At 66.6% G+C, this 19860-nt stretch carries 15 protein-coding genes; 6 read left to right on the top strand and 9 right to left on the bottom strand.

Annotation, left to right across the window (positions count from 1 at the left end; translation table 11 throughout):
* Nucleotides 1-8: 8 nt before the first annotated feature.
* A complete protein-coding gene (locus MU449_RS11620; protein WP_244738292.1) occupies nucleotides 9-2234 on the top strand; it encodes a mechanosensitive ion channel domain-containing protein in 2226 nt (741 codons plus the stop codon).
* 1 nt (nucleotide 2235) lies between these two features.
* On the opposite strand, the gene MU449_RS11625 is transcribed toward MU449_RS11620, so the two are convergent.
* The 3 genes from MU449_RS11625 to MU449_RS11635 all read right to left on the bottom strand — a co-directional run bounded on the left by MU449_RS11625 (nucleotide 2236) and on the right by MU449_RS11635 (nucleotide 5635).
* A complete protein-coding gene (locus MU449_RS11625; protein WP_244739048.1) occupies nucleotides 2236-3651 on the bottom strand; it encodes a UdgX family uracil-DNA binding protein in 1416 nt (471 codons plus the stop codon).
* Entirely contained in the window at nucleotides 3648-4871 is a 1224-nt protein-coding gene (locus tag MU449_RS11630) for a putative DNA modification/repair radical SAM protein (RefSeq protein ID WP_244738294.1), read from the bottom strand. Before MU449_RS11630 ends, MU449_RS11625 begins: the two co-directional genes overlap by 4 nt.
* Nucleotides 4872-4954: 83 nt before the next feature.
* Nucleotides 4955-5635 carry a PRC-barrel domain-containing protein gene (locus MU449_RS11635; protein ID WP_244738295.1) on the bottom strand — a complete coding sequence of 227 codons (681 nt, stop codon included), beginning with the start codon at nucleotides 5633-5635 and terminating at the stop codon, nucleotides 4955-4957.
* A gap of 154 nt (nucleotides 5636-5789) precedes the next feature.
* On the opposite strand from MU449_RS11635, the gene treY reads away from it, so the two are divergent.
* From treY to glgX, 3 genes are all read left to right on the top strand, one after another.
* Nucleotides 5790-7979 (top strand): malto-oligosyltrehalose synthase, encoded by a 2190-nt coding sequence (gene treY, locus MU449_RS11640; RefSeq protein WP_244738296.1) that lies wholly within the window; start codon nucleotides 5790-5792, stop codon nucleotides 7977-7979.
* 97 nt (nucleotides 7980-8076) lie between these two features.
* Nucleotides 8077-9300 carry a sugar phosphate nucleotidyltransferase gene (locus tag MU449_RS11645; protein ID WP_244738298.1) on the top strand — a complete coding sequence of 408 codons (1224 nt, stop codon included), beginning with the start codon at nucleotides 8077-8079 and terminating at the stop codon, nucleotides 9298-9300.
* On the top strand, nucleotides 9301-11343 hold the full coding sequence (glgX, locus tag MU449_RS11650) for a glycogen debranching protein GlgX (RefSeq protein WP_244738300.1): 2043 nt from the start codon (nucleotides 9301-9303) through the stop codon (nucleotides 11341-11343).
* On the opposite strand, the gene MU449_RS11655 is transcribed toward glgX, so the two are convergent.
* Nucleotides 11328-12209, bottom strand: coding sequence for a DMT family transporter (locus MU449_RS11655; RefSeq protein ID WP_244738302.1), 882 nt, complete (start codon nucleotides 12207-12209; stop codon nucleotides 11328-11330). The genes glgX and MU449_RS11655 overlap by 16 nt on opposite strands.
* Nucleotides 12202-12807, bottom strand: a complete 606-nt coding sequence (locus tag MU449_RS11660; RefSeq protein ID WP_244738303.1) for a LysE/ArgO family amino acid transporter — start codon at nucleotides 12805-12807, stop codon at nucleotides 12202-12204. The genes MU449_RS11655 and MU449_RS11660 overlap by 8 nt, the downstream gene beginning before the upstream one ends.
* A 73-nt stretch (nucleotides 12808-12880) precedes the next feature.
* Between MU449_RS11660 and MU449_RS11665 the strand changes: the two genes are divergently transcribed.
* Entirely contained in the window at nucleotides 12881-13111 is a 231-nt protein-coding gene (locus MU449_RS11665; protein ID WP_244738304.1) for a hypothetical protein, read from the top strand.
* Here MU449_RS11665 and MU449_RS11670 read toward each other — a convergent pair.
* The 3 genes from MU449_RS11670 to MU449_RS11680 are packed head-to-tail and all read right to left on the bottom strand — an operon-like array spanning nucleotide 13108 to nucleotide 16473.
* Nucleotides 13108-13851 carry a YebC/PmpR family DNA-binding transcriptional regulator gene (locus MU449_RS11670; RefSeq protein WP_244738305.1) on the bottom strand — a complete coding sequence of 248 codons (744 nt, stop codon included), beginning with the start codon at nucleotides 13849-13851 and terminating at the stop codon, nucleotides 13108-13110. The genes MU449_RS11665 and MU449_RS11670 overlap by 4 nt on opposite strands.
* Nucleotides 13852-13895: 44 nt before the next feature.
* A complete protein-coding gene (locus tag MU449_RS11675) occupies nucleotides 13896-15659 on the bottom strand; it encodes an SLC13 family permease (RefSeq protein WP_244739050.1) in 1764 nt (587 codons plus the stop codon).
* Nucleotide 15660: 1 nt separating this feature from the next.
* Nucleotides 15661-16473 (bottom strand): TIGR00282 family metallophosphoesterase, encoded by an 813-nt coding sequence (locus MU449_RS11680; RefSeq protein WP_244738306.1) that lies wholly within the window; start codon nucleotides 16471-16473, stop codon nucleotides 15661-15663.
* 89 nt (nucleotides 16474-16562) lie between these two features.
* Between MU449_RS11680 and MU449_RS11685 the strand changes: the two genes are divergently transcribed.
* A complete protein-coding gene (locus tag MU449_RS11685) occupies nucleotides 16563-18956 on the top strand; it encodes a ligase-associated DNA damage response DEXH box helicase (RefSeq protein ID WP_244738308.1) in 2394 nt (797 codons plus the stop codon).
* On the opposite strand, the gene hemF is transcribed toward MU449_RS11685, so the two are convergent.
* Nucleotides 18953-19807, bottom strand: coding sequence for an oxygen-dependent coproporphyrinogen oxidase (gene hemF, locus MU449_RS11690; RefSeq protein WP_244738309.1), 855 nt, complete (start codon nucleotides 19805-19807; stop codon nucleotides 18953-18955). The genes MU449_RS11685 and hemF overlap by 4 nt on opposite strands.
* Nucleotides 19808-19860 lie beyond the last annotated feature (53 nt).

A 19860-nucleotide genomic window follows, 5' to 3' on the forward strand; every position in this document is an offset into this window, starting at 1 on the left:
GATGATACATGACGCCGTTTCGCAGCCTGATTGCCGCCCTGCTTATTTTTCTTGCGCCGTTGGGGGCCATGGCCCAGACACCCTCCACCGCCGCGCCGGGGTCCGAGGCATCGGCCATTTCGTCGGGCGAGGCGGTGCAGCGCCTTCTGGACGTGCTGCAGGACGATCAGGCCCGCACCGCCCTGATCGAGCGGTTGCAGGCCGATGAAGCGGCCACCCCCGACACCCAGACCAACGCCGCGGCGCCGCCCCCCGCGCTGGCGCAGCAGGTCGCCGAAAGCACGGCGGTGGCGGGCCGCCAGTTCCTGACCGAAATGCAGCGCGTGGCGGGTCAGCTGGTCAGCAGCTTCGGCGTTCTGGTGAACCTCAACACCAGCGATTCCTTTAAGGACGAGGCGCTGCGGCTGGTGATGACGATCTTCACCACCATCGTCATCGGCCTTGTCCTGATGCGGGTGGCGAAGGTGCTGACCGGGCGCCATGCCCCGCCCCCCACCGCCGGATTCTGGCGGCGCGCGCGCTCGACGCTGATCGTGTCGCTGCTGCGGCTGGTGTCGGTGGCGGTGGCCTGGGCCACCGGCTACGCGCTGGCGACCTTTGTCTTTTCGGATACCGGCGCGCCCAGCACGGCCCAGTCGCTTTATCTGAACGCCTATCTCGTCTATGGCGTCGTGCGTGTCATCCTGCGCGCGATCAACAGCCCCAATGCCGACGAAGAACCCGCGTTGAGCGTTCTGGCCCCCCGCGCGCAGGAGATCATCTATCGCAATCAGGTGCTGGTCGCGGGCATCGTGACGCAGGGGCTGCTGTTTCTGGTGCCGCTGGCCCGGGCCTGGCTTGGCTTTGCCGCGGTGCATCCGGTGCGGGTTCTGGTGGCCACGGTGGCCGTGGGCATGGCGCTGCGGGCGATCCGTCAGATCCGCAACGCCCTTATCCTTGCGAAAGATGACCGCGTGACCGGGGAGAAGACGGCCAGTTCGACCGTGGCCGCCGGGGCGCAGCACATGTGGCAGGGGCTGTGGCCGATCCTCGCCCTCGCCTATGTCGGATATGCCTGGTTCATCGCCGTCACCCGCCCCGCCCTGATCGAAAGCGTGATCCTGCGCGGCACGCTGTTCACCTTCGGCGCGCTGGTGATGGTGCTGGTGGGGATGCGCATCCTGCGGTCGATCGGGCAAACGCAGGTTCGCCTGCCGTCGGCGGCGCTGAGTGTCATGCCGTCACTGGCCGGGCGGATCACTGTCGTCGTGATGATCCTGGCGTGGCTGAGCGCGATCTTCCTGCTGCTGTTCGCGGTCTCGGTCGCCGTCTGGGGCTGGGGCTGGATCGACACCAGCTTCTGGACCAATGCGGCGGTGCAGGGCGTGATGTGGCGGCTGATGTCGGCGGTTCTGATGGCGCTGATCGCCACGATGATCTGGGCCCTTGTGGATGGCTGGATCGAGTATCGGCTGACGCAGACGGTGGGCGGAACGGTGCCCACCAACCGCACGCGCACGCTGCTGTCGCTGTTCCGCAACGGCTTCACCATCGCGCTGGTCATTCTGGCGACGATGATCACCCTGGCGCAGCTGGGCATCAACATCGCGCCGCTTCTGGCGGGTGCGGGTGTGATCGGTCTGGCCATCGGTTTCGGCGCGCAAAAGCTGGTGCAGGACGTGATCACCGGCGTGTTCATCCAGTTGGAGAACGCGATCAACGTCGGCGACGTGGTCATGGCGGGCGGCGTGTCTGGCGGGGTGGAACGGGTGAACATCCGCACCGTGCGGATGCGTGCGCTGGATGGGTCGGTGCACATCGTCCCCTTCTCGTCCGTGGATGTGGTCACCAACATGACCCGCGATTTCGGTGCGCATCTGATGGAGATGGGTGTCGCCTATGGCACCGACATCGCCTATGCCAAGGCCGCCTTGTTCGAGGCCTATGACCGCCTGATGCAGGAACCGGAACACGCCGAATTCGTCACCCAACCGTTGGAAATGCAGGGGGTCACCGCCTTTGGCGACAACTCCATCACCATCCGGTGCCGCGTGCTGACGGTGGCGGGCAAGCATTGGGGCGTGGGGCGTCGTTACAACGAACTGGTGAAGGTGGTGTTCGACGAACGCGGCATCGACATTCCGTTCCCGCAGCGGACGCTGCATTTCCCCGCGGGGATGGAACAGGCGTTGGTCCTTCCCGCACCCAAGGGCGATGTCGTGGACGGCACGGCCAAGCCGACCGACAAGGACTAGGTCACAGCCAGCGGGCGGCCTGCGCCAGATCGTCCCGGAACAGCGCGGTTTCCCGCCGCGCAAGCTCCGCATCCGGCAGCCGCAGAAGATAGGACGGGTGCACGGTGATCAGGACCGGCGTCCCGTCCGCCCGCGCCTCGATCCCGCCGCGACGTTTCAAAAGGCCCGCCCCCGTCCCGGTCAGCGCCGCCAGCGCCGTGGCCCCCATCGCCACGATCAACCGGGGCCGGATCAGCTCCAACTCCTGCTCCAACCAGGGGGCGCAGGCGCGCACCTCGCCTGCGTCGGGCTTCTGGTGGATGCGCCGCTTGCCGCGCGGGGCGAACTTGAAGTGTTTGACCGCGTTGGTGATGTAAAGACGCGCGCGGTCCAGCCCCGCCTCGGCGGCGGCGGTATCGAACATCTGCCCCGCGGGGCCGACGAAAGGGGTGCCCGCCAGATCCTCCTGATCGCCCGGCTGTTCACCCACCATCACGATGGGCGCGTCGGACGGGCCGATGCCGAACACGGTCTGCGTGGCGGGTCCGTGCAGGGGGCAGCGGGTGCACTGGGCCGCCCTCGCGCGCAGCGCGTCCAGCGTGCCGGCCTGCGGCACGGGACGTTCGGGCACCGCCATCGTGCGTGCGACCGCACGGCGGCGGGCGGGGGCCTCCTCGGCCTCGCGCGCGTGCATGTCGCGCACGCGGGTTTCGGCGCTGCGGATCAGGCCGGGGATCAGGTCGGCCTCGGGCAGGTTCTTCCAGTATTTCTTCGGCATTTCGGCCTGCATCGCCTTCACCATGACGCGGGCGGGATTGAAGATGCTGGCGTAATAGGTGCGCCACAACGCCTCGGTCGCGTCGGGCGGCGGCGGGGTGCGGTCGTCGGTTTCCACGAAACGCAACGTGCCGTCGAACCGGGCGGTGATCTCGGGCGTGGCGATCACCCAATCCATGTCGCCGAACCGCTTGGCAAAGAACGGAGTGCCGCGTTCGACGATCCGGTGATCCGGTTCGAACCAGGCGGCGAAGGCGCGGCGGGCGCCATCGGTCCCCACATCGCGGAACCGGACGAAGGCGTGCATCTTGTGGATGTCGCGGCGCACGGCTTTGGCCTGCTCCATCACCGTGCGCACGCCCGCATCGCTGCGATCGCCCCAGACCAGCCCATCGTTCAGGCGCAGAACCAGATCATGGGCGCGATTGAACCGTTCGGGGTCGGAATGGCACAGGGCGGTCTCGATCTCGGCCAGCGCCTCACGCGGGATCTTCAACCGGCGGGGCGCATCGGTGGGGGCATCGTCGAAATCCAGTGTCGGGGCCGCCGGTCCCACATGCCAGCGCACCTGATCCGGGCGGACGCCCCGTGCGGCCAGATCGCGCACCGCGTCCCGCCACGCCGCCACCGTTCCAAGGACCGGCAGCGCGATGTCCATCAGAACAGACTCAGCTGTTCGGGCGGGGCGGCGAACCGCGCCCGCAGATGCGCATCGTCAAGGCCACGCGCGCTCCATCCCGGCATGGTGATGAACGGCTTGGCCTTTTTCAGCACCGCGCCCATCGCCGCCAGATCCTCGTATCGGAGGGTGCGATGGCGGCGGGTGGCCAGCACCCGGTCCACCGTCCGCGTGCCAAATCCCGGCACGCGCAGCAGCGTCTCGCGCGGGGCGCGGTTGATGTCCACGGGAAACGCCTCCCGATGCGCGATGGCCCAGGCGGTCTTGGGATCGAGATCCAGATCGAGCATTCCTTTCGACGCGATCTCCTCCACCTCGAACCCATAAAAGCGCAACAGCCAGTCCGCCTGATAGAGGCGGTGTTCGCGCAAAAGCGGGGGCGTCTTCAACGGCAGTATCTTCGACGCGTCCGGAATGGGTGAAAAGGCGGAATAATAGACCCGGCTGAGGCCGTAATTGGCATAGAGATTGGACGATTGCCCCAGCACCGCCCGATCGTCCGCCGCATCCGCGCCCACGATCATCTGCGTCGATTGCCCCGCGGGGGCGAACCGCGCCTTCTTGCGGCCCGTATGCGTCACCTCGCGCGATTCCTCGCGCTTCAGGCGGACGGCCCCCATGGCGCGGCGAATGTCGCGGGCGTTCTTTTCCGGGGCCAGCGCGCTCAGCCCCTGCTCGGTCGGCATCTCGATATTGATCGACAGCCGGTCGGCGTAACGCCCCGCCTCGTCGATCAGTTCGGGCGAGGCGTCGGGGATCGTCTTCAAATGGATGTAGCCGCGAAAATTCTCCCGCTCGCGCAGGGTTTTTGCGATCCGCACCATGTCGCCCATCGTTTCATCGGGCGACTTGATGATGCCCGAGGACAAAAACAACCCTTCGATATAGTTCCGACGATAGAATTCGATGGTCAGGCGCACCACCTCATCCACGGAAAAGCGCGCCCGCTCCACCTTCGAGGACACGCGATTGATGCAATAGGCGCAGTCATAGATGCAGAAATTCGTCATCAGGATTTTCAGCAGACTGATGCAGCGCCCGTCGGGGGCATAGGCGTGGCAGATGCCGGACCCGCCCGAACTGCCCACGCCCTTCCCATCGCGGGAATCGCGTTTCTGCCCCCCGCTGCTGGCGCAGGAGGCGTCATATTTCGCGGCATCCGACAGGAGCGCGAGCTTGTCCATCAACGTTCTTTGCGCCATGGGTTCAGTATATGTTCACGGGGAACGTTAAGCAAACAAAAAGGCCCGCATGACGCGGGCCTTCCTGTCGCAATCCTGAAAGATCACATTTCGTATTCGGGAAGCGCCTTCAGTTCGTCTTCCGTCATCGTGGTGTAGGCGCGAACCGTGTCACCATCGGTTTCCTGGAAGAACGACAGCTCGGACACGGTCAGGGCCACCGATTTCGCGCCGATCCCGAGGAAACCACCCACATCGACGATCACCTGCTGCGGCGCACCTTCGGCCGGCACGACTTCGGAGATCTTGCCGATGTTGTCGTCTTCGGTCGCGTCGTCGTCGTCGCGGCCATAGACGGTGGCACCGTCAAGAACCTCACCCGTCAGCGTGCTCGCCTCGACCATGGCATAGCCTTCGGGGGGCGTCATCATCGGTGCGGTTGCGGTGTCACCCGGCATGGTTTCGGTCGCGGTGTCGGCCGGCATGGTGTTTGCAGGCGCCGCGTCCGATGCGGGCGGCATCGTTTCCGTCGTGCCGGGCGTGGTTTCCATCGCCGGTGCGCCACCCTCGTTGCCGGTGTCTTTCGGCGCGGCCTCGGGCGAGGCGTCGTTGCCGGTCAGCGGGGCCGGGGTCATGCCCGTGCCGGTGGTCGGCTCGGCGCCCGTGCCGGTGGTCGGCGCGGTATCCGTGGCCGTGCCCGAGCCGGTGGCCGGGGGCGTGGTCTGAGCAAAGGCGGCGCCGGAAACAAGGGCCAGAACAGCCGTCGAAAGTGCGAGCTTATTCATAGTCATACTCCTGTCATTTCGTGGCACGCTGTGCGCGCTCTGCCTACCCAACACCCGCTTCGCCCAATGGTTCCGCAAAATGCGAACGGCGTGGCGGGGAACCGCAAGCATCCGCCCGCGCTTGCCCATCCGTCATCCAGCCCCGAGGACTTCCATGACCCCCCTGCCCACCGCCCTGTATCACCTGCTGCTGCGCGACGGCCGCACATTTCAGACCGGCATCGACCTTATCCCCCATCTGACGGCCAGCGGGATCACGCATCTGTATCTGTCGCCGATCTTTCAGGCGACGACCGGGTCCACCCACGGGTATGACGTGACCGACCCCACCCGCATCGATGACAGCCTTGGCGGTCAGGAGGGGTTCGACGCGCTGGCCCGCGCCGCGCGGGCGGCCAGCATCGACATCGTGCTGGACATCGTGCCGAACCACACGGCGTTCAATCTGGAAAACCCTTGGCTGGTGGATGTGCTGACCCATGGCGAGGACAGCCGTTATGCCCTTCATTTCGATATCGACTGGGGCAAGGGACGGCTGGTCGTGCCCTTCCTGACCGCCCCCGCGGCCCAGGCGGATCTGCGGGTGGAGGACGGCAAGCTGACCGATGGCAGCATCCACATGCCGCTGCGCCCCGGCACCGAAACGATGGAATACGCGCATGACGCGCAGGCCTATCGCCTGACCTTCTGGGAATACGAACGCGACGGGATCACCCATCGGCGCTTTTTCAACGTGACGGGCCTGATCGGGATGCGGGTGGAAGACGATCAGGTCTTTGCCGACACCCATGCGCTGATCTTCGATCTGGTGCGTTCGGGCAAGGTGCAGGGGCTGCGGGTGGACCATATCGACGGGCTGTCCGATCCGAAACAATATCTGGACCGGATGGCCGAGGCGCTGCCGGACACCCCGATCTGGGTGGAGAAGATCCTGACGGGGGACGAGGCGCTGCCCGCCGACTGGAAGACCCTTGGCACCACCGGCTACGAATCCGGGCGGGCGCTGGCGCGGGTGCTGACGGATGCGGACGGGCTGGCCCGGATCGACGGCGCATGGCGCGCGGCCACCGGGATCGAGGGCGATTTCGAGGATGCGCTGGCCATCGCCAAGGATGAGGTGGCGCAGGGCGACCTGGCCGCCGAACTGCGGCAACTGGTGGATCTGGGACAGGCGGCCCTCGGCCCCGAGGCGGAGGCGGGGCCGGAATGGGTGCGCGAGGCGGTGCTGGCCTTGCTGCGGCACTTCCCCCGCTATCGCACCTATTTCAGCGACACGGACGCGCGCGACGAGGATCGCGCGGTGATGCAGGCCACCGCCGACCACGCGGCGGCGGATGTGCGCACCGACCGCGTGCTGCGCCTTCTTGCCCATGCCATCACCGAAGGGGCCACGCCCGAGGCGCGCGCCTTCCGCATGAGATTCCAGCAGGTGACCGGCGCCCTTCTGGCCAAATCGCACGAGGACACGACCGCCTTCCGCTTCAACCGCTATCTGGCCGCGAACGAGGTGGGTGGCCTGCCGGACGAGGCGACGATGACCGCCGAGGCGTTCGACGACTGGCTTCAGACCTTGGGCCCGGGGCATGTGCACCTGACCTCCTCGCATGACACCAAACGGTCCGAGGATGCGCGGATGCGGCTGGTGGCCATGACCCACCGCCCCAAGCGGGCGCTGGCGCTGTGGAAGGCGGCGGCCAAGCTGCCGCAGGCGCGGGGCATCGCCCCCAACACCGTGTGGTATGTCGTGCAGACCGTGCTGGCCATGTGGGAATCGGACCGCGAGGATCTGGCCGACCGGCTGTCCACCCATCTGGAAAAGGCCCTGCGCGAGGCGAAGGAGATCACCAACTGGACGCATCCGGACACCAAGGCCGAAGGGGCCGTGATCGCCTTCGGACGGGCGCTGTGCGATGTCTGGGCCGAGGACCTGCCCCGGTCTGCGCGGGCGATCATGAAGCGGGCGGATCAGCTGTCCCTGGCGCAGGTGGCGTTGAAATGCGCGCTGCCGGGCATCCCCTATATCTTTCAGGGGACCGAGGTCATGGTGCACACGCTGACCGACCCCGACAACCGCCTTGCGGTCGATTACCGCGCCGTGTCGCAGGCCGACACCGACAAGGCCCGCCTGACCCGCGCGATGCTGACCTTGCGCAAAGACCATCCGGATTTCTTCAAAAACGCCTCGGCCCACGCCACCCATAATGGCAATGTCCTGCATCTGCGCCGCAAATCCGGGGGGCAGGTTCTGGACATCGCCATATCGTTGTCGGGCAAACCGATCCCCGCCGGAAACATCTGGCCGCCCAAAAAAGATGCGCCCTTGTCGGTCAACTGGGAGGGGTGAACGCTCCCGACGGAACGGCGGCGGAAATATGCGCATGGGGCCGGAACCGTTCGGCCCCGCGAACGCTTGCCCCACAGATCATATATGGGGCGGGCGCATGACGGCGGAAACGACACTTGACCTTTCGAAGACCTTGGCGGTTCTTCTGGCAGGGGGGCAAGGGTCCCGCCTTCACGAACTGACCCATGGCGAATGCAAGCCCGCCCTTCTGTTCGGCGACCGTCGACGCATCGTCGATTTCACGGTGGCGGGCGCGGTGCGGTCCGGCATCCGCCAGATGATCGTCGCCACCCAATACGAACCCGCCACGCTGAACAGCCACATGGTGTCCCGCTGGGGGCGCGCCTTCTCCATGATGGCGCTGCGCCATGGGCCGACCGTGACCGGACGGCCCGAAGGCTATGCCGGGACGGCCGCCGTGGTGGCCGCCAACATGGCCGAGATCGACGCCAGCGGCGCCGAGGAGATCGTCGTGCTGGCCGGCGACCACATCTATGACATGAACCTGACGGCGATGATCGCCGATCACCGCATGACCGGCGCGGATGTGACCGTGGCCGTCGATGCGGTGCCGCTGGCCGATGCGACCGCCTTCGGCGTGATGGGCACCGATGCCGACGGGCGCATCCGCATGTTCGTGGAAAAACCGGCCCATCCGCCGCACATGCCGGGCGACCCGTCGCGGGCGCTGGCCAGCATGGGCATCTATGTCTTCAAATGGGCCTGGCTGCGCGCCGCGCTGGTGAAGGAGATGGCGGCCGACCGCGCCGAGCATGATTTCGGCAAGCACATCCTGCCGCTGGCCGTGGCGAACGGCCACGCCTATGCCCACACCCGCATGTTGGACGATGAAGGCCGCGCCCCCTATTGGCGCGATGTCGGCACGCTGGACGCCTTTCGCAAAAGCTGGATCGACCTGCGCGACGGGCTGGTCCGTTGCCGCCTGCCCGACACGGTGAACGCCGGGCGGCGCATGTTGGATCCCGGCCATGACGGCTGGACCGGATACAACCTGCGCGCGGGCGGTCTGTCGCTGGCGCCGCCTTCCTCGATGACACGCCGCTGGACCCTGCTGGACGACACGGTGGTGATGCCCGGCGCGCGGATCGAACCCGGCGCACGTCTGACCCGCGCCATCGTCGCCCCCGGCGCGATCATCCCCGCCGACCTGACGGTGGGCGAGGATGCGATGGAGGACGCGCGCTGGTTCCGCGTGTCCACCGGCGGCACCACCCTCATCACGCCCGAGATGCTGTCGCGTCGCGCCTCGGCCCGGGCGCCCATCTATTCCACGGCCTCCCTCAGCACGGAACGCATCTGAATGACCTATCGTTTTGACCGCGCACGCTCTCGTTCGGACGTTCTGGGCGCGGAGGTGGATGCCGATGGCACGAACTTCGCCATCTTCTCCGACAACGCCATCCGGATCGAACTGTGCCTGTTCGATGAAAAAGGCGAGACCGAGATCCAGCGGATGGACATGCCCATCATGGAGGGCGGGATCTGGCACGGCTATGTCCCCGGCATCCGCCCCGGTCAACCCTATGGATACCGCGTCCACGGCCCCTACGAGCCGGAGAACGGCCATCGCTTCAACCCCAACAAGCTGCTCCTTGACCCCTATGCCCGCGAGGTGATCGGCCATACCGAATGGGACGACGCGCTGTTCGGCTATGCCCTGCCCGGCGACGACACGACCTTCGACGAACGCGACAGCGCGCCCTTCATGCCCAAGGCCGTGGTCACCGACCCCGATTTCGACTGGGACGCCGACCGCGCGCTCTATCACCGCTGGTGCGACAGCCTGATCGTCGAGGCGCATGTGAAGGGCCTGACCCAGCTGAACCCCAACGTGGCCGAAGAGGATCGCGGCTATTTCGCAGGTCTGGGGTCGGATGCGGTGATCGACCATCTGCACCGCATCGGTGCGACGGCGATCGAACTGCTGCCGATCCACGGCTTCCTGCATGACCGGCATCTGCAGGAAAAGGGGCTGAGCAACTATTGGGGTTACAACTCCATCGCCTTCTTCGCCCCCCATCGCGGATATCTGAAAACCGGCCGCCCGCGCGAGATGAAGGAGGCGATCCGCAAGCTGCACAAGGCGGGGATCGAGGTCATTCTCGACGTGGTCTACAACCACACCGCCGAAGGGAACGAGAAGGGGCCGACCCTGTCCTTCAAGGGGATCGACAACGCCTCCTATTACCTGCTGTCCCCCGAGAACAAGCGCCATCACTTCGACACGACCGGCACCGGCAACACACTGAACGTGGCGCATCCGATGGTGCTGCGGATGGTCTTGGATTCCCTGCGCTACTGGGTGCAGGTGATGCATGTGGACGGGTTCCGCTTCGATCTCGCCTCCACCCTCGGGCGCGAGCCGCAGGGGTTCGAGCGGGAGGGGTCGTTCTTTGCGGCCATCCGTCAGGACCCTGTCCTGTCCAAGGTCAAACTGATCGCCGAACCGTGGGATGTGGGCGCGGGCGGCTATCAGGTCGGCGGTTTCCCCTGGCCCTTCCGCGAATGGAACGACAAGGCGCGCGACGATCTGCGGGCGTTCTGGAAACGCGATCAGGGCATGGTGCCCGCCGTCAGCGAACGGCTGTCGGGATCGCCGGTGCAGTTCAACCATTCGCACCGCCCGGCCACCAGCTCCATCAACTTTCTGGCCGCGCATGACGGCTTCACCCTGTGGGACACCGTCTCCTATAACGACAAGCACAACGAGGCGAATGGCGAGGATGGGCGCGATGGTCACGACCACAACCTGTCCGACAATATGGGCATCGAGGGCGAGACGGAGGATGCGGGCGTCAACGGATCGCGCGAACGCCGGGTGAAGGCGATGCTGGCCTCCTTGCTGTTCAGCCAGGGCGTGCCGATGATCCTGGCCGGGGACGAATTGGGCCAGAGCCAATACGGCAACAACAACGCCTATTGTCAGGACAGCGAGATCGCGTGGATTCATTGGGACAAGGCGCGTGGCGCCCTGACCGACGCGGTGGCGGCGCTGATGGCCTTCCGCACGGAAACCGCGCTGTCGCAGATCCAGTGGGCCACGGCGCCGGGCGACGAAGGACGCGGCGGGCCGACGGTCACATGGCACCACCCCGCGGGGCATGAGATGACCGAAGGCGACTGGGGCGATGCCGGCCTGTCGGTGGTCGCGATGCGGGTCATCACCCCCAAGGCCGACGTGCTTTTGATCCTGAACGCGGGCGATGAGGGCGATTTCACCCTGCCCGAGGGATCATGGACCAAGCGCATCGACACCGCGCTGGACCCCGTGGCCTGCGATGAGATCGTGCAGGGGACGCAGCGCCTGAACTGGCAATCGGCCAGCGCCTATATCCGGGCCTGAGGCGCCATCTGGCGGGCGCGCACCGCGTCCCGCCAGGTGATATAAGCGATGGCGGCGATGATCATCCCACCGCCCAGCAGGACGAACGGGTCCACCGCCTCGCCAAACACGAGGACGCCCAGAAGGGTGGCCCAGATCAGTTGCAGGAACGTCACCGGCTGTGTCGTCGTCAAGGGCGCGCAGCCGAAGGACCGCGTCATGCAGTAATGGCCCGATGTGGCAAAGACCGCCGCCATCGCAAACCACGCAAGATCGCCCATCGACGGGGGCACCCAGACCATCATCGCCGGAACGGCCAGCACCACGGCCACGCTGATCGACATCATCGCCACCACCAGCGCGGGCGGCACCTCACGGCTGAGACGTTTGGCGATCAGGTAGCTGACGGCAAACATCAGCGCCGCGAAAAGCTGCGACAGGTGGCCAAGCTCCACCTCGCGCAGTCCGGGGCGCAGGACGATCAACGTGCCCAGAATCGCCACCCCGATGGCGGCGGCACGGCGGAGGGAAAACCGCTCGCCAAAGATCAGCGCGCCGCCGGCCACCACGGCAATGGGGGTCAGGTATCCGATGGCCGACACCTCGGCGATGGGGATATGCACCATGGCATAGAACCAACCGACCACGGCGGCCGAATGAAACGCCCCTCGCAAGGTGAAAAGCCACCAGATATGTGACGGAAACCGTGCCCGGATCAGCGTGGGCAACAGGGGTGCCAGAAACACGATCCCGAAGGCATAGCGCAGGAACGCCGCCTGGATGGACGGCACGTCGCTGCCCGCCGCGCGCACCGCGCCATTCACCGCCACGAAGGACAGGCCCGAGACCAACATCCACAAGACACCCTGAACCGGCCGGTCACGCATTCCACACCAGCCCCGCCGCCAAAGTCCACATCAACACGCCCATCGCCACCTCCAGCACCACCCATGCGGTGGCGCGGCGCAACAGCGGGGCCAACCCACGGGCACCGTAACCAAGGGCCACGAAGAAAACCAGCGACGCCAGAACCGCCCCCACGCCGAACGCCGTTTCATTCGGGGCATGACGGGTGGAGACCGAGCCGATCAGCATCAGCGTGTCCAGATAGACATGCGGGTTGGCCCATGTGAGCAGAAGGCAGGCCATCGCCACCTGACGGCGGGGGGCGGCGGGGGCGGATGTCGGGACCAATGCCGCGCCCCCCTGCCACGCGGCGCGAAACCGCAGCGCGCCATAAACGAACAGGAACGCCGCCCCGGCCAACCGCATCACCGTCCCGATCCACGGCGCCGCCTCTGCCGCCGCGCCAAAGCCCGCCACCCCCACCGCGATCAGAAGGGCATCCGACAGCGCGCAGATCGCGACCACCGTGCCCACATGCTCACGCCGCAACCCTTGCCGCAGAACCAGCGCATTCTGCGCCCCTATGGCAAAGATCAGGCTGAGCGAGACGAAAAATCCAGAAAACGCCGCCGTGATCATCCGGTTCCATTCAGAATTACGTAAACATTTGCACGCTATGTGATCAAAGGTTCACCAATGGGGGAGAGGCAGAATGCCTGACACCGAAGCTTATGCGACAGACGGCCCGAAACCCGAAACACCGTGGTCGCCCCTGACGACATCCTGGATCAACGCCGAATGGTGCACGCCGGCGGCGGACACCTTCCTGTTTCAGGACAGCGCACGCGGCACCTTCCCCGCGCTGACCTATCTTCCCGAAACGGTCGCCCTTGTCGGCGCGGGCGACCAGCCGATCTTCGTGCCGCTGGACTTCCTGATCTAGTCCAGCTGCGCCGCCACATCCTCGGGGATGTCGAAATTGGCGGTGACGTTCTGCACGTCATCGTCCTCTTCCAGCGTATCGATCAGCTTCATCAGCTTCTGCGCGGTTTCCAGATCGACCTCGGTCCGCGTCTGCGGCTTCCAGATCAGCTTGGCCTCGGTCGCCTCGCCCAGACTTTTTTCCAGCGCGTCGGCCACGGAGGCCAGATCGTCCATGGGGCAATAAATCCAGTGCCCTTCGGCATCGGATTCGACATCCTCGGCCCCCGCCTCCAGCGCGGCCATCATCACGGTGTCGGCGTCGCCCGCCTCGGCCGGATAGGTGATCTCCCCCATGCGGTCGAACATGAAGGCCACCGATCCGGTGGTGCCCAGATTGCCGCCGTTCTTGGTGAAATAGCTGCGGACGTTGGACGCGGTGCGGTTCACGTTGTCGGTCATCGTTTCCACGATCACCGCGATGCCGTTGGGGCCATAGCCCTCATAGCGCAGTTCGGTGTAATCCTCGGCGTCGCCGCCTTGCGATTTCTTGATCGCGCGGTCGATCACGTCCTTGGGCATGGAGACGGACTTCGCCGCCTTCACCGCCAGCCGCAGGCGCGGGTTCTTTTCGGGATCGGGGTCGCCCATCTTGGCCGCGACGGTGATCTCCTTCGACAGCTTGGAAAACGCCTTGGCGCGCAGCTTGTCCTGCTTGCCCTTCCGGTGCTGGATGTTCGCCCATTTGGAATGGCCTGCCATGGACCCCTCTCCCGTTCTTATGAATCCTGCGTTCTATACAAGTGTCAAAGACCGTATATCAAGGGGATGATGGCCGCCGCCACGATCCCCATCAGCACGTTCAACGGCACGCCCACGCGCAGGAAATCCCCGAACGTGTATCCGCCGGGGCCATAGACCAGCAGGTTGCACTGATACCCGATGGGCGTGGCGAACCCGAAGGACGCGCCCAGCATGACGGCGATCAGGATGGGGCGCGGGTCCACGCCCAGACCCAGCGCCAGCGCGATGGCGACCGGCGTCACCACCACGGCCACCGCGTTGTTCGACAGCAGTTCCGTCAGAAGCGAGGTCAGGGCATAGACGAAAAAGATCAGCGCCCAACCCGGCAGCCCCACCATATAGGGCTGGGCGTAGCCGACGATCAGCTCCACCGCGCCCGAATGTTCCAACCCCGCGCCGACCGCGATCATGCCGAACAGCATCCCCAAGAGGCGCCCGTCGATGGAGGCAAACGCCTCGTCTGCGTCGATGCAGCGGGTGACAAGGACGATGGCCACGCCGATCAGGGCGAGGATCTCGATCGGGGCGACGTTGAAGGTCGACAGGGTCACGATCCCCGCCAAAACCCCGATGACGATGGGCGCGCGCTTGCGCCGGAAGGGGCGTTCGGTCGGGTGGCTGATCTCCGCCATCTCCATATCCGCCGCCAGACGCTGGATGTCGCCGATCGGCCCTTCCAGCAGCAGCGTGTCGCCCACGGCCACGACCAGATCGTCCAGCGCGCGGCCGATGTTCTGGTTGCGGCGATGCGCGGCCAGGACATAGACGCCATAGCGGCGGCGCAACCGCATCTCGCCCAGACGCCGCCCGATCATGCGGCAGCCGGGGGTGATCAGCACCTCCACCGTCTCGGTGCGGACCGAACTCAGCTTGTCGACCGAGCGGAGGTCCTTGTGGTCCTGCAGGCTCAGCAACTCCTGCATCGGGGTGCGCAGCACCACGCGGTCGCCCGCCTCAAGGATCGCCGCCCCCATGTCGCGGCGCAGCGAGATGTCGCCCCGCAGCACATCCACCGTGCGCACGCCGCCCCGCTTGAACAGGTCGATCTCGGTCACCTTCTGCCCCACCAGGGCGGAATCGTCGGGGATCGCCACTTCGGTGAAGAACTTCATCTTCGTCCGGTTGCCCAGAAGCGCGCTCATGGACTCGCGGCGCGGCAGAAGCCAGCGGCCCACGGTGGCCAGATAGATCAGCCCCGCGATGGCGATGGGCAGGCCGACGGGCGTGATCTCGAACATGCCGAAGGGGGCCAGCCCCGCCTGCCGGGCCACGCCGTCCACCACAAGGTTCGTCGAGGTGCCGACCAGCGTCATCGTGCCGCCCAGGATGGACAGATAGGACAGCGGGATCAGCAGCTTCGACGGCGCGGTGCCCATTGTGTGGGCCAGTTGGATGAACACCGGCAGGAAGACGACGACCACCGGCGTGTTGTTGACGAAGGCCGACAGCAGCACCACCCCCACCGCCAGAACCGCCACCGTGTGCGTGGGATGGGTCCGCACCCAATGGTCGGCCATGCGGGTGATGCTGTCCAGGGTGCCGGTCCGCACCAGCGCCCCCACCACGATGAACATCAGCGCGATGGTCCAGGGCGCGTTGTTGGACAGGATGTCGCGCGCGGCGGTGATGGGCAGGATGCCCAGCACCAGCATGACCGCCGCCCCGGCGATGGCCGTCACCTCGACCGGGAAGGTCTCGGTCACGAACAGCACCAGCATCACAAGCAGGATCGCAAGCGCGGCCCAAGGCATGACATCCGCCGACATTTCAAAGATCACGATGCGTCTCCTGCAAACGCCCGCCGTGGCGGAAAGGGGTGACGGAGATGGCCTTGCCGGTGCGGTCGTCCGTTTCCACCACGACGCCCGACAGCGTGGCGGGACCGGCGGCGGGTTCGAACTTCTCCTTCGGCATCCCGGTCACGAAGCGGCGGATCGGTTCCAGCTTGTGCATGCCGATGACGCTGTCGTAATCGCCGCACATGCCCGCATCGGTCATATAGGCGGTGCCGCCGGGCAGAATCTGCGCGTCGCCCGTGGGAATGTGGGTGTGGGTGCCGACGACAAGGCTGGCCCGCCCGTCGCACCAGTGGCCGATGGCCATCTTCTCACTCGTGGCTTCGCAATGGATGTCCACCACCGCCGCCTGCACCGCCCCGCCATGGGTCTTCAGCGCGGTGTCGATGGCCGAGAACGGGTCGTCATAGGCGCGCTTCATGAACACCTGCCCCAGAACCTGAGCGACCAGCACCTTCCGCCCGCCCGTGGCCGTCAGAACGCGCGCGCCCTTGCCCGGCGCGGTCTTGGCGAAGTTCAGGGGCCGCACGATGCGCGGTTCGCTTTCGGCGAATTGCAGCATGTCCTTTTGATCGAACGCATGATCGCCCAGCGTGATCGCATCGGCCCCGGCCTCAAGGAACAGGCGGGCATGTCCCGCGGTCAGGCCGCGCCCGCCGCTGGCATTCTCGCCGTTCACGACGACGAAATCGAGGGACAGCGCGCGGCGCAGACCCGGCAGTTTATCGGTGATGGCCTGCCGTCCGGCCCGCCCCATCACATCGCCCAGAAACAGTATTTTCATCGGCCAAGGGTTAGGGGCGGCACGGGGGGCAGGCAAGAACAATCTTCTCCGCTCTGGCCGTGGGCTGCGGCATCGCTATCTGTGCAACAATGGACCTGCCCGCCCCCCTTTCCCAATGGTTCGCCGCGCGCGGCTGGACGCTGCATCCGCACCAGCGCGCGATGCTGGCGGCGGCGGACGCCCCCGCCACGCTGTTGATCGCGCCCACGGGCGGCGGCAAGACGCTGGCGGGGTTCCTGCCGACGCTGGCCGAACTGGCGGGGGGGTATCAGGGGCTGCACACCCTCTATATCTCGCCCCTGAAGGCGCTGGCATCCGACATCCGGCGCAACCTGATGATGCCGATCGAAGGGGCGGGCCTGCCCATCCGGGTGGAGGATCGGACCGGCGACACCAGCCCGCACAAACGTCGCCGCCAGCGGGCCGATCCGCCCCACATCCTGCTGACCACGCCCGAAAGCCTTGCCCTGATGCTGAGCTATGAGGACGCGCCCCGCATCTTTGCGGGCGTGCGGCGGGTGGTGGTGGACGAAATTCACGCGCTGGCCGAAAGCAAGCGCGGCGATCAGCTGATGCTGGGCCTGTCCCGCCTGCAGGCGCTGGCGCCCGATATGCGGCGCGTGGGCCTGTCGGCCACGGTGGAGGATCCGCCTGCGCTGGCCCGCTTTCTCGCCCCCACGGGATGCGAGATCCTGATGGCCGATCCCGGCCCCGATCCCGACATCTCCATGCTGGAGACCGACCGCGCCCCCCCATGGGCGGGCGAAGGCGGGCGCTATGCCATTCCGGCGGTTCTGGATCAGGTGCGCCGCCACAAGACGACGCTGATTTTTCACAACACCCGCGCGCAGGCCGAACTGTTCTTCCGCGACCTGTGGCTGGCGAACGAGGAGGACCTGCCCATCGGCATCCACCACGGATCGCTGTCGCGCGAACAACGCCAAAGGGTGGAAGCCGCGATGGCGGCGGGGGAGTTGCGGGCCATCGTCTGCACCGGCAGCCTCGATCTGGGGATCGACTGGGGGGACGTCGATCTGGTGATCCAGGTGGGCGCGCCCAAGAACGTCAAGCGGCTGGTGCAGCGGATCGGACGGGCGAACCACCGCTACAACGCGCCGTCGAAGGCGCTGCTGATTCCCGCCAACCGGTTCGAGGTGGTGGAATGCGTGGCCGCCCTTCAGGCCGTGACGGCGCATGATCTGGACGGCACGCCCCGCGGCCCCGGACCCCGCGACGTGCTGTGCCAGCACATTCTTGCCACCGCCTGCGCGGGCCCGTTCGACGCGACCGTCCTGTTTCACGAGGTGCGGACCGCCGGCCCCTATGCCGATCTGACGCGGGCCGCGTTCGACGCCTGTCTGGAGTTCTGCGCCACGGGCGGCTATGCGCTGGCCGCTTATGACCGCTGGCGGCGGCTGATGGAACGGAACGGGTTGTGGCAGTTGCGCGACCCCCGCTCGGCGCTGGTGATCCGCCAGAACCTTGGCACCATCATCGACACCGAAACGCTGAAGGTCCGCTTCAAGGGGCGCGGCGGCGTGCCGTTGGGAGAGGTGGAGGAAGGCTTCGCCGCCACCCTGACCCATGGCGACACCTTCCTGCTGGCCGGTCAGATCGTGCGCTATGAAGGGCTGAACGAACTGACGGTGGAGGTCACGCGCTCTCCCTCCAAGGACCCGCGCATTGCCACCTATGGCGGGGTGAAGGCCGCGACCTCGGTCCTGCTGACCCACCGCATCCTGCAGATGTTCGAGGGGGGCGATTTCTCCGCCCTGCCCCGCCACACCGCCGAATGGCTGGCCTTGCAGGTCGAAATCTCGCGCCTGCCCGCCGAACACCGCCTGCTGATCGAAACCTTCCCCGATGCGGGACGGGATTACATGTGCGTCTATGGCTTTGCCGGGCGCAACGCGATGCAGACGCTGGGCCTGTTGCTGACGCGGCGGATGGAGGTGGCGGGGCTGGACCCGCTGGGCTTTGTCGCCACCGATTACGCCGTGCTGATCTGGTCCTTGCGTGAGGTGACGGACCCCGCCCCCCTGCTGGACCCCACCGACCTGCGCGAGGGGCTGGAGACGTGGTTGCAGGGCAATGCCGTGATGAAACGCACCTTCCGCAACTCCGCCATCATCGCCGGGCTGATCGAACGCAGCCATCAGGGGCGGCGCAAATCGGGGCGGCAGGCGACGTTTTCCTCGGACATCCTTTATGACACGCTGCGCCGCCACGACCCCGGCCACCTGATGCTGGACATCACGCGGCAGGAGGCGGAGCGCGGTCTGGTCGATTTCGGGCGGATCGAAGAGATGCTGACCCGCGTGCACGGCCAGATCGACCTGGTCCGCCGCCCGCGCGTCACCCCCCTGGCCGCGCCCCTGATGCTGGAACGGGGCCGCGTGCCGGTCGCGGGCGCGGGGCGCGAACGGCTGATGGAGGCGGAGGCCGAGCGGCTGATGGCCGCCTCAGGCCTCGCGACGCTTTAAACCCACTTGGCCAGCGGCGGCAGGCTCATCAGAACCGCATTCGCGTCATGGCCCGATTCCAGCCCGAATTTCGTTCCGCGGTCATAGACGAGGTTGTATTCGGCATAGAGCCCGCGATGGACCAGTTGCGTCTCGCGGTCGGCCTCGGTGAACGCGGTGTCGCGGCGGCGGTCGGTCAGGGGCAGGAACGCAGGCAGGAAGGCCCGCCCCACGGCTTGGGTGAAGGCGAAATCCGCCTCCCAGTCGCCGGTGTTCAGATCGTCGAAGAAGATGCCGCCCACCCCCCGCGCGCGGCCCCGGTGGGGGATGAAGAAATACTCGTCCGCCCAGGCCTTGAACCGGGGATAATAGGTCGGATCGTGATCGTCGCAGGCCCCGCGCAGCGTGTCGTGGAACTGCGCGGTGTCCTGGTCGTATTCGATGCAGGGGTTGAGGTCGGCCCCACCCCCGAACCACCATGCGCCGGGCGTCCAGAACATGCGGGTGTTCATGTGGACGGCGGGGCAATGCGGGTTCTGCATATGCGCGACCAGACTGACACCCGAGGCCCAGAAGCGCGGATCTTCCGTCACGCCCGGCACCCCGCGCGACGCCATGGCCCGCGCCGCCCCTTCGGACAGGGTGCCATGCACCGCGGACACGTTGACGCCCACCTTCTCGAACAGGCGGCCGCCGCGCATCACGCTCATCCGGCCGCCGCCGCCATCCGCGCCCCGGCGGGTCGGCGTCACCTCGAACCGGCCCGGCGGGCGGTCGGAGGCGGTGGTGTCCTCCGCCGCCTCGAACGCGGCGACGATCGTGTCGCGCAGGGTGTTGAACCAATCGGCGGCGCGGGATTTCTCGGCGTCCATGAAGCCCTCTCTTTCCGGCCCACCTTAGCATCCCGGTCCGGTGGGGGATATTG

It is taken from the genome of Falsirhodobacter halotolerans (assembly GCF_022899245.1).
Classification (GTDB): domain Bacteria; phylum Pseudomonadota; class Alphaproteobacteria; order Rhodobacterales; family Rhodobacteraceae; genus Falsirhodobacter; species Falsirhodobacter halotolerans.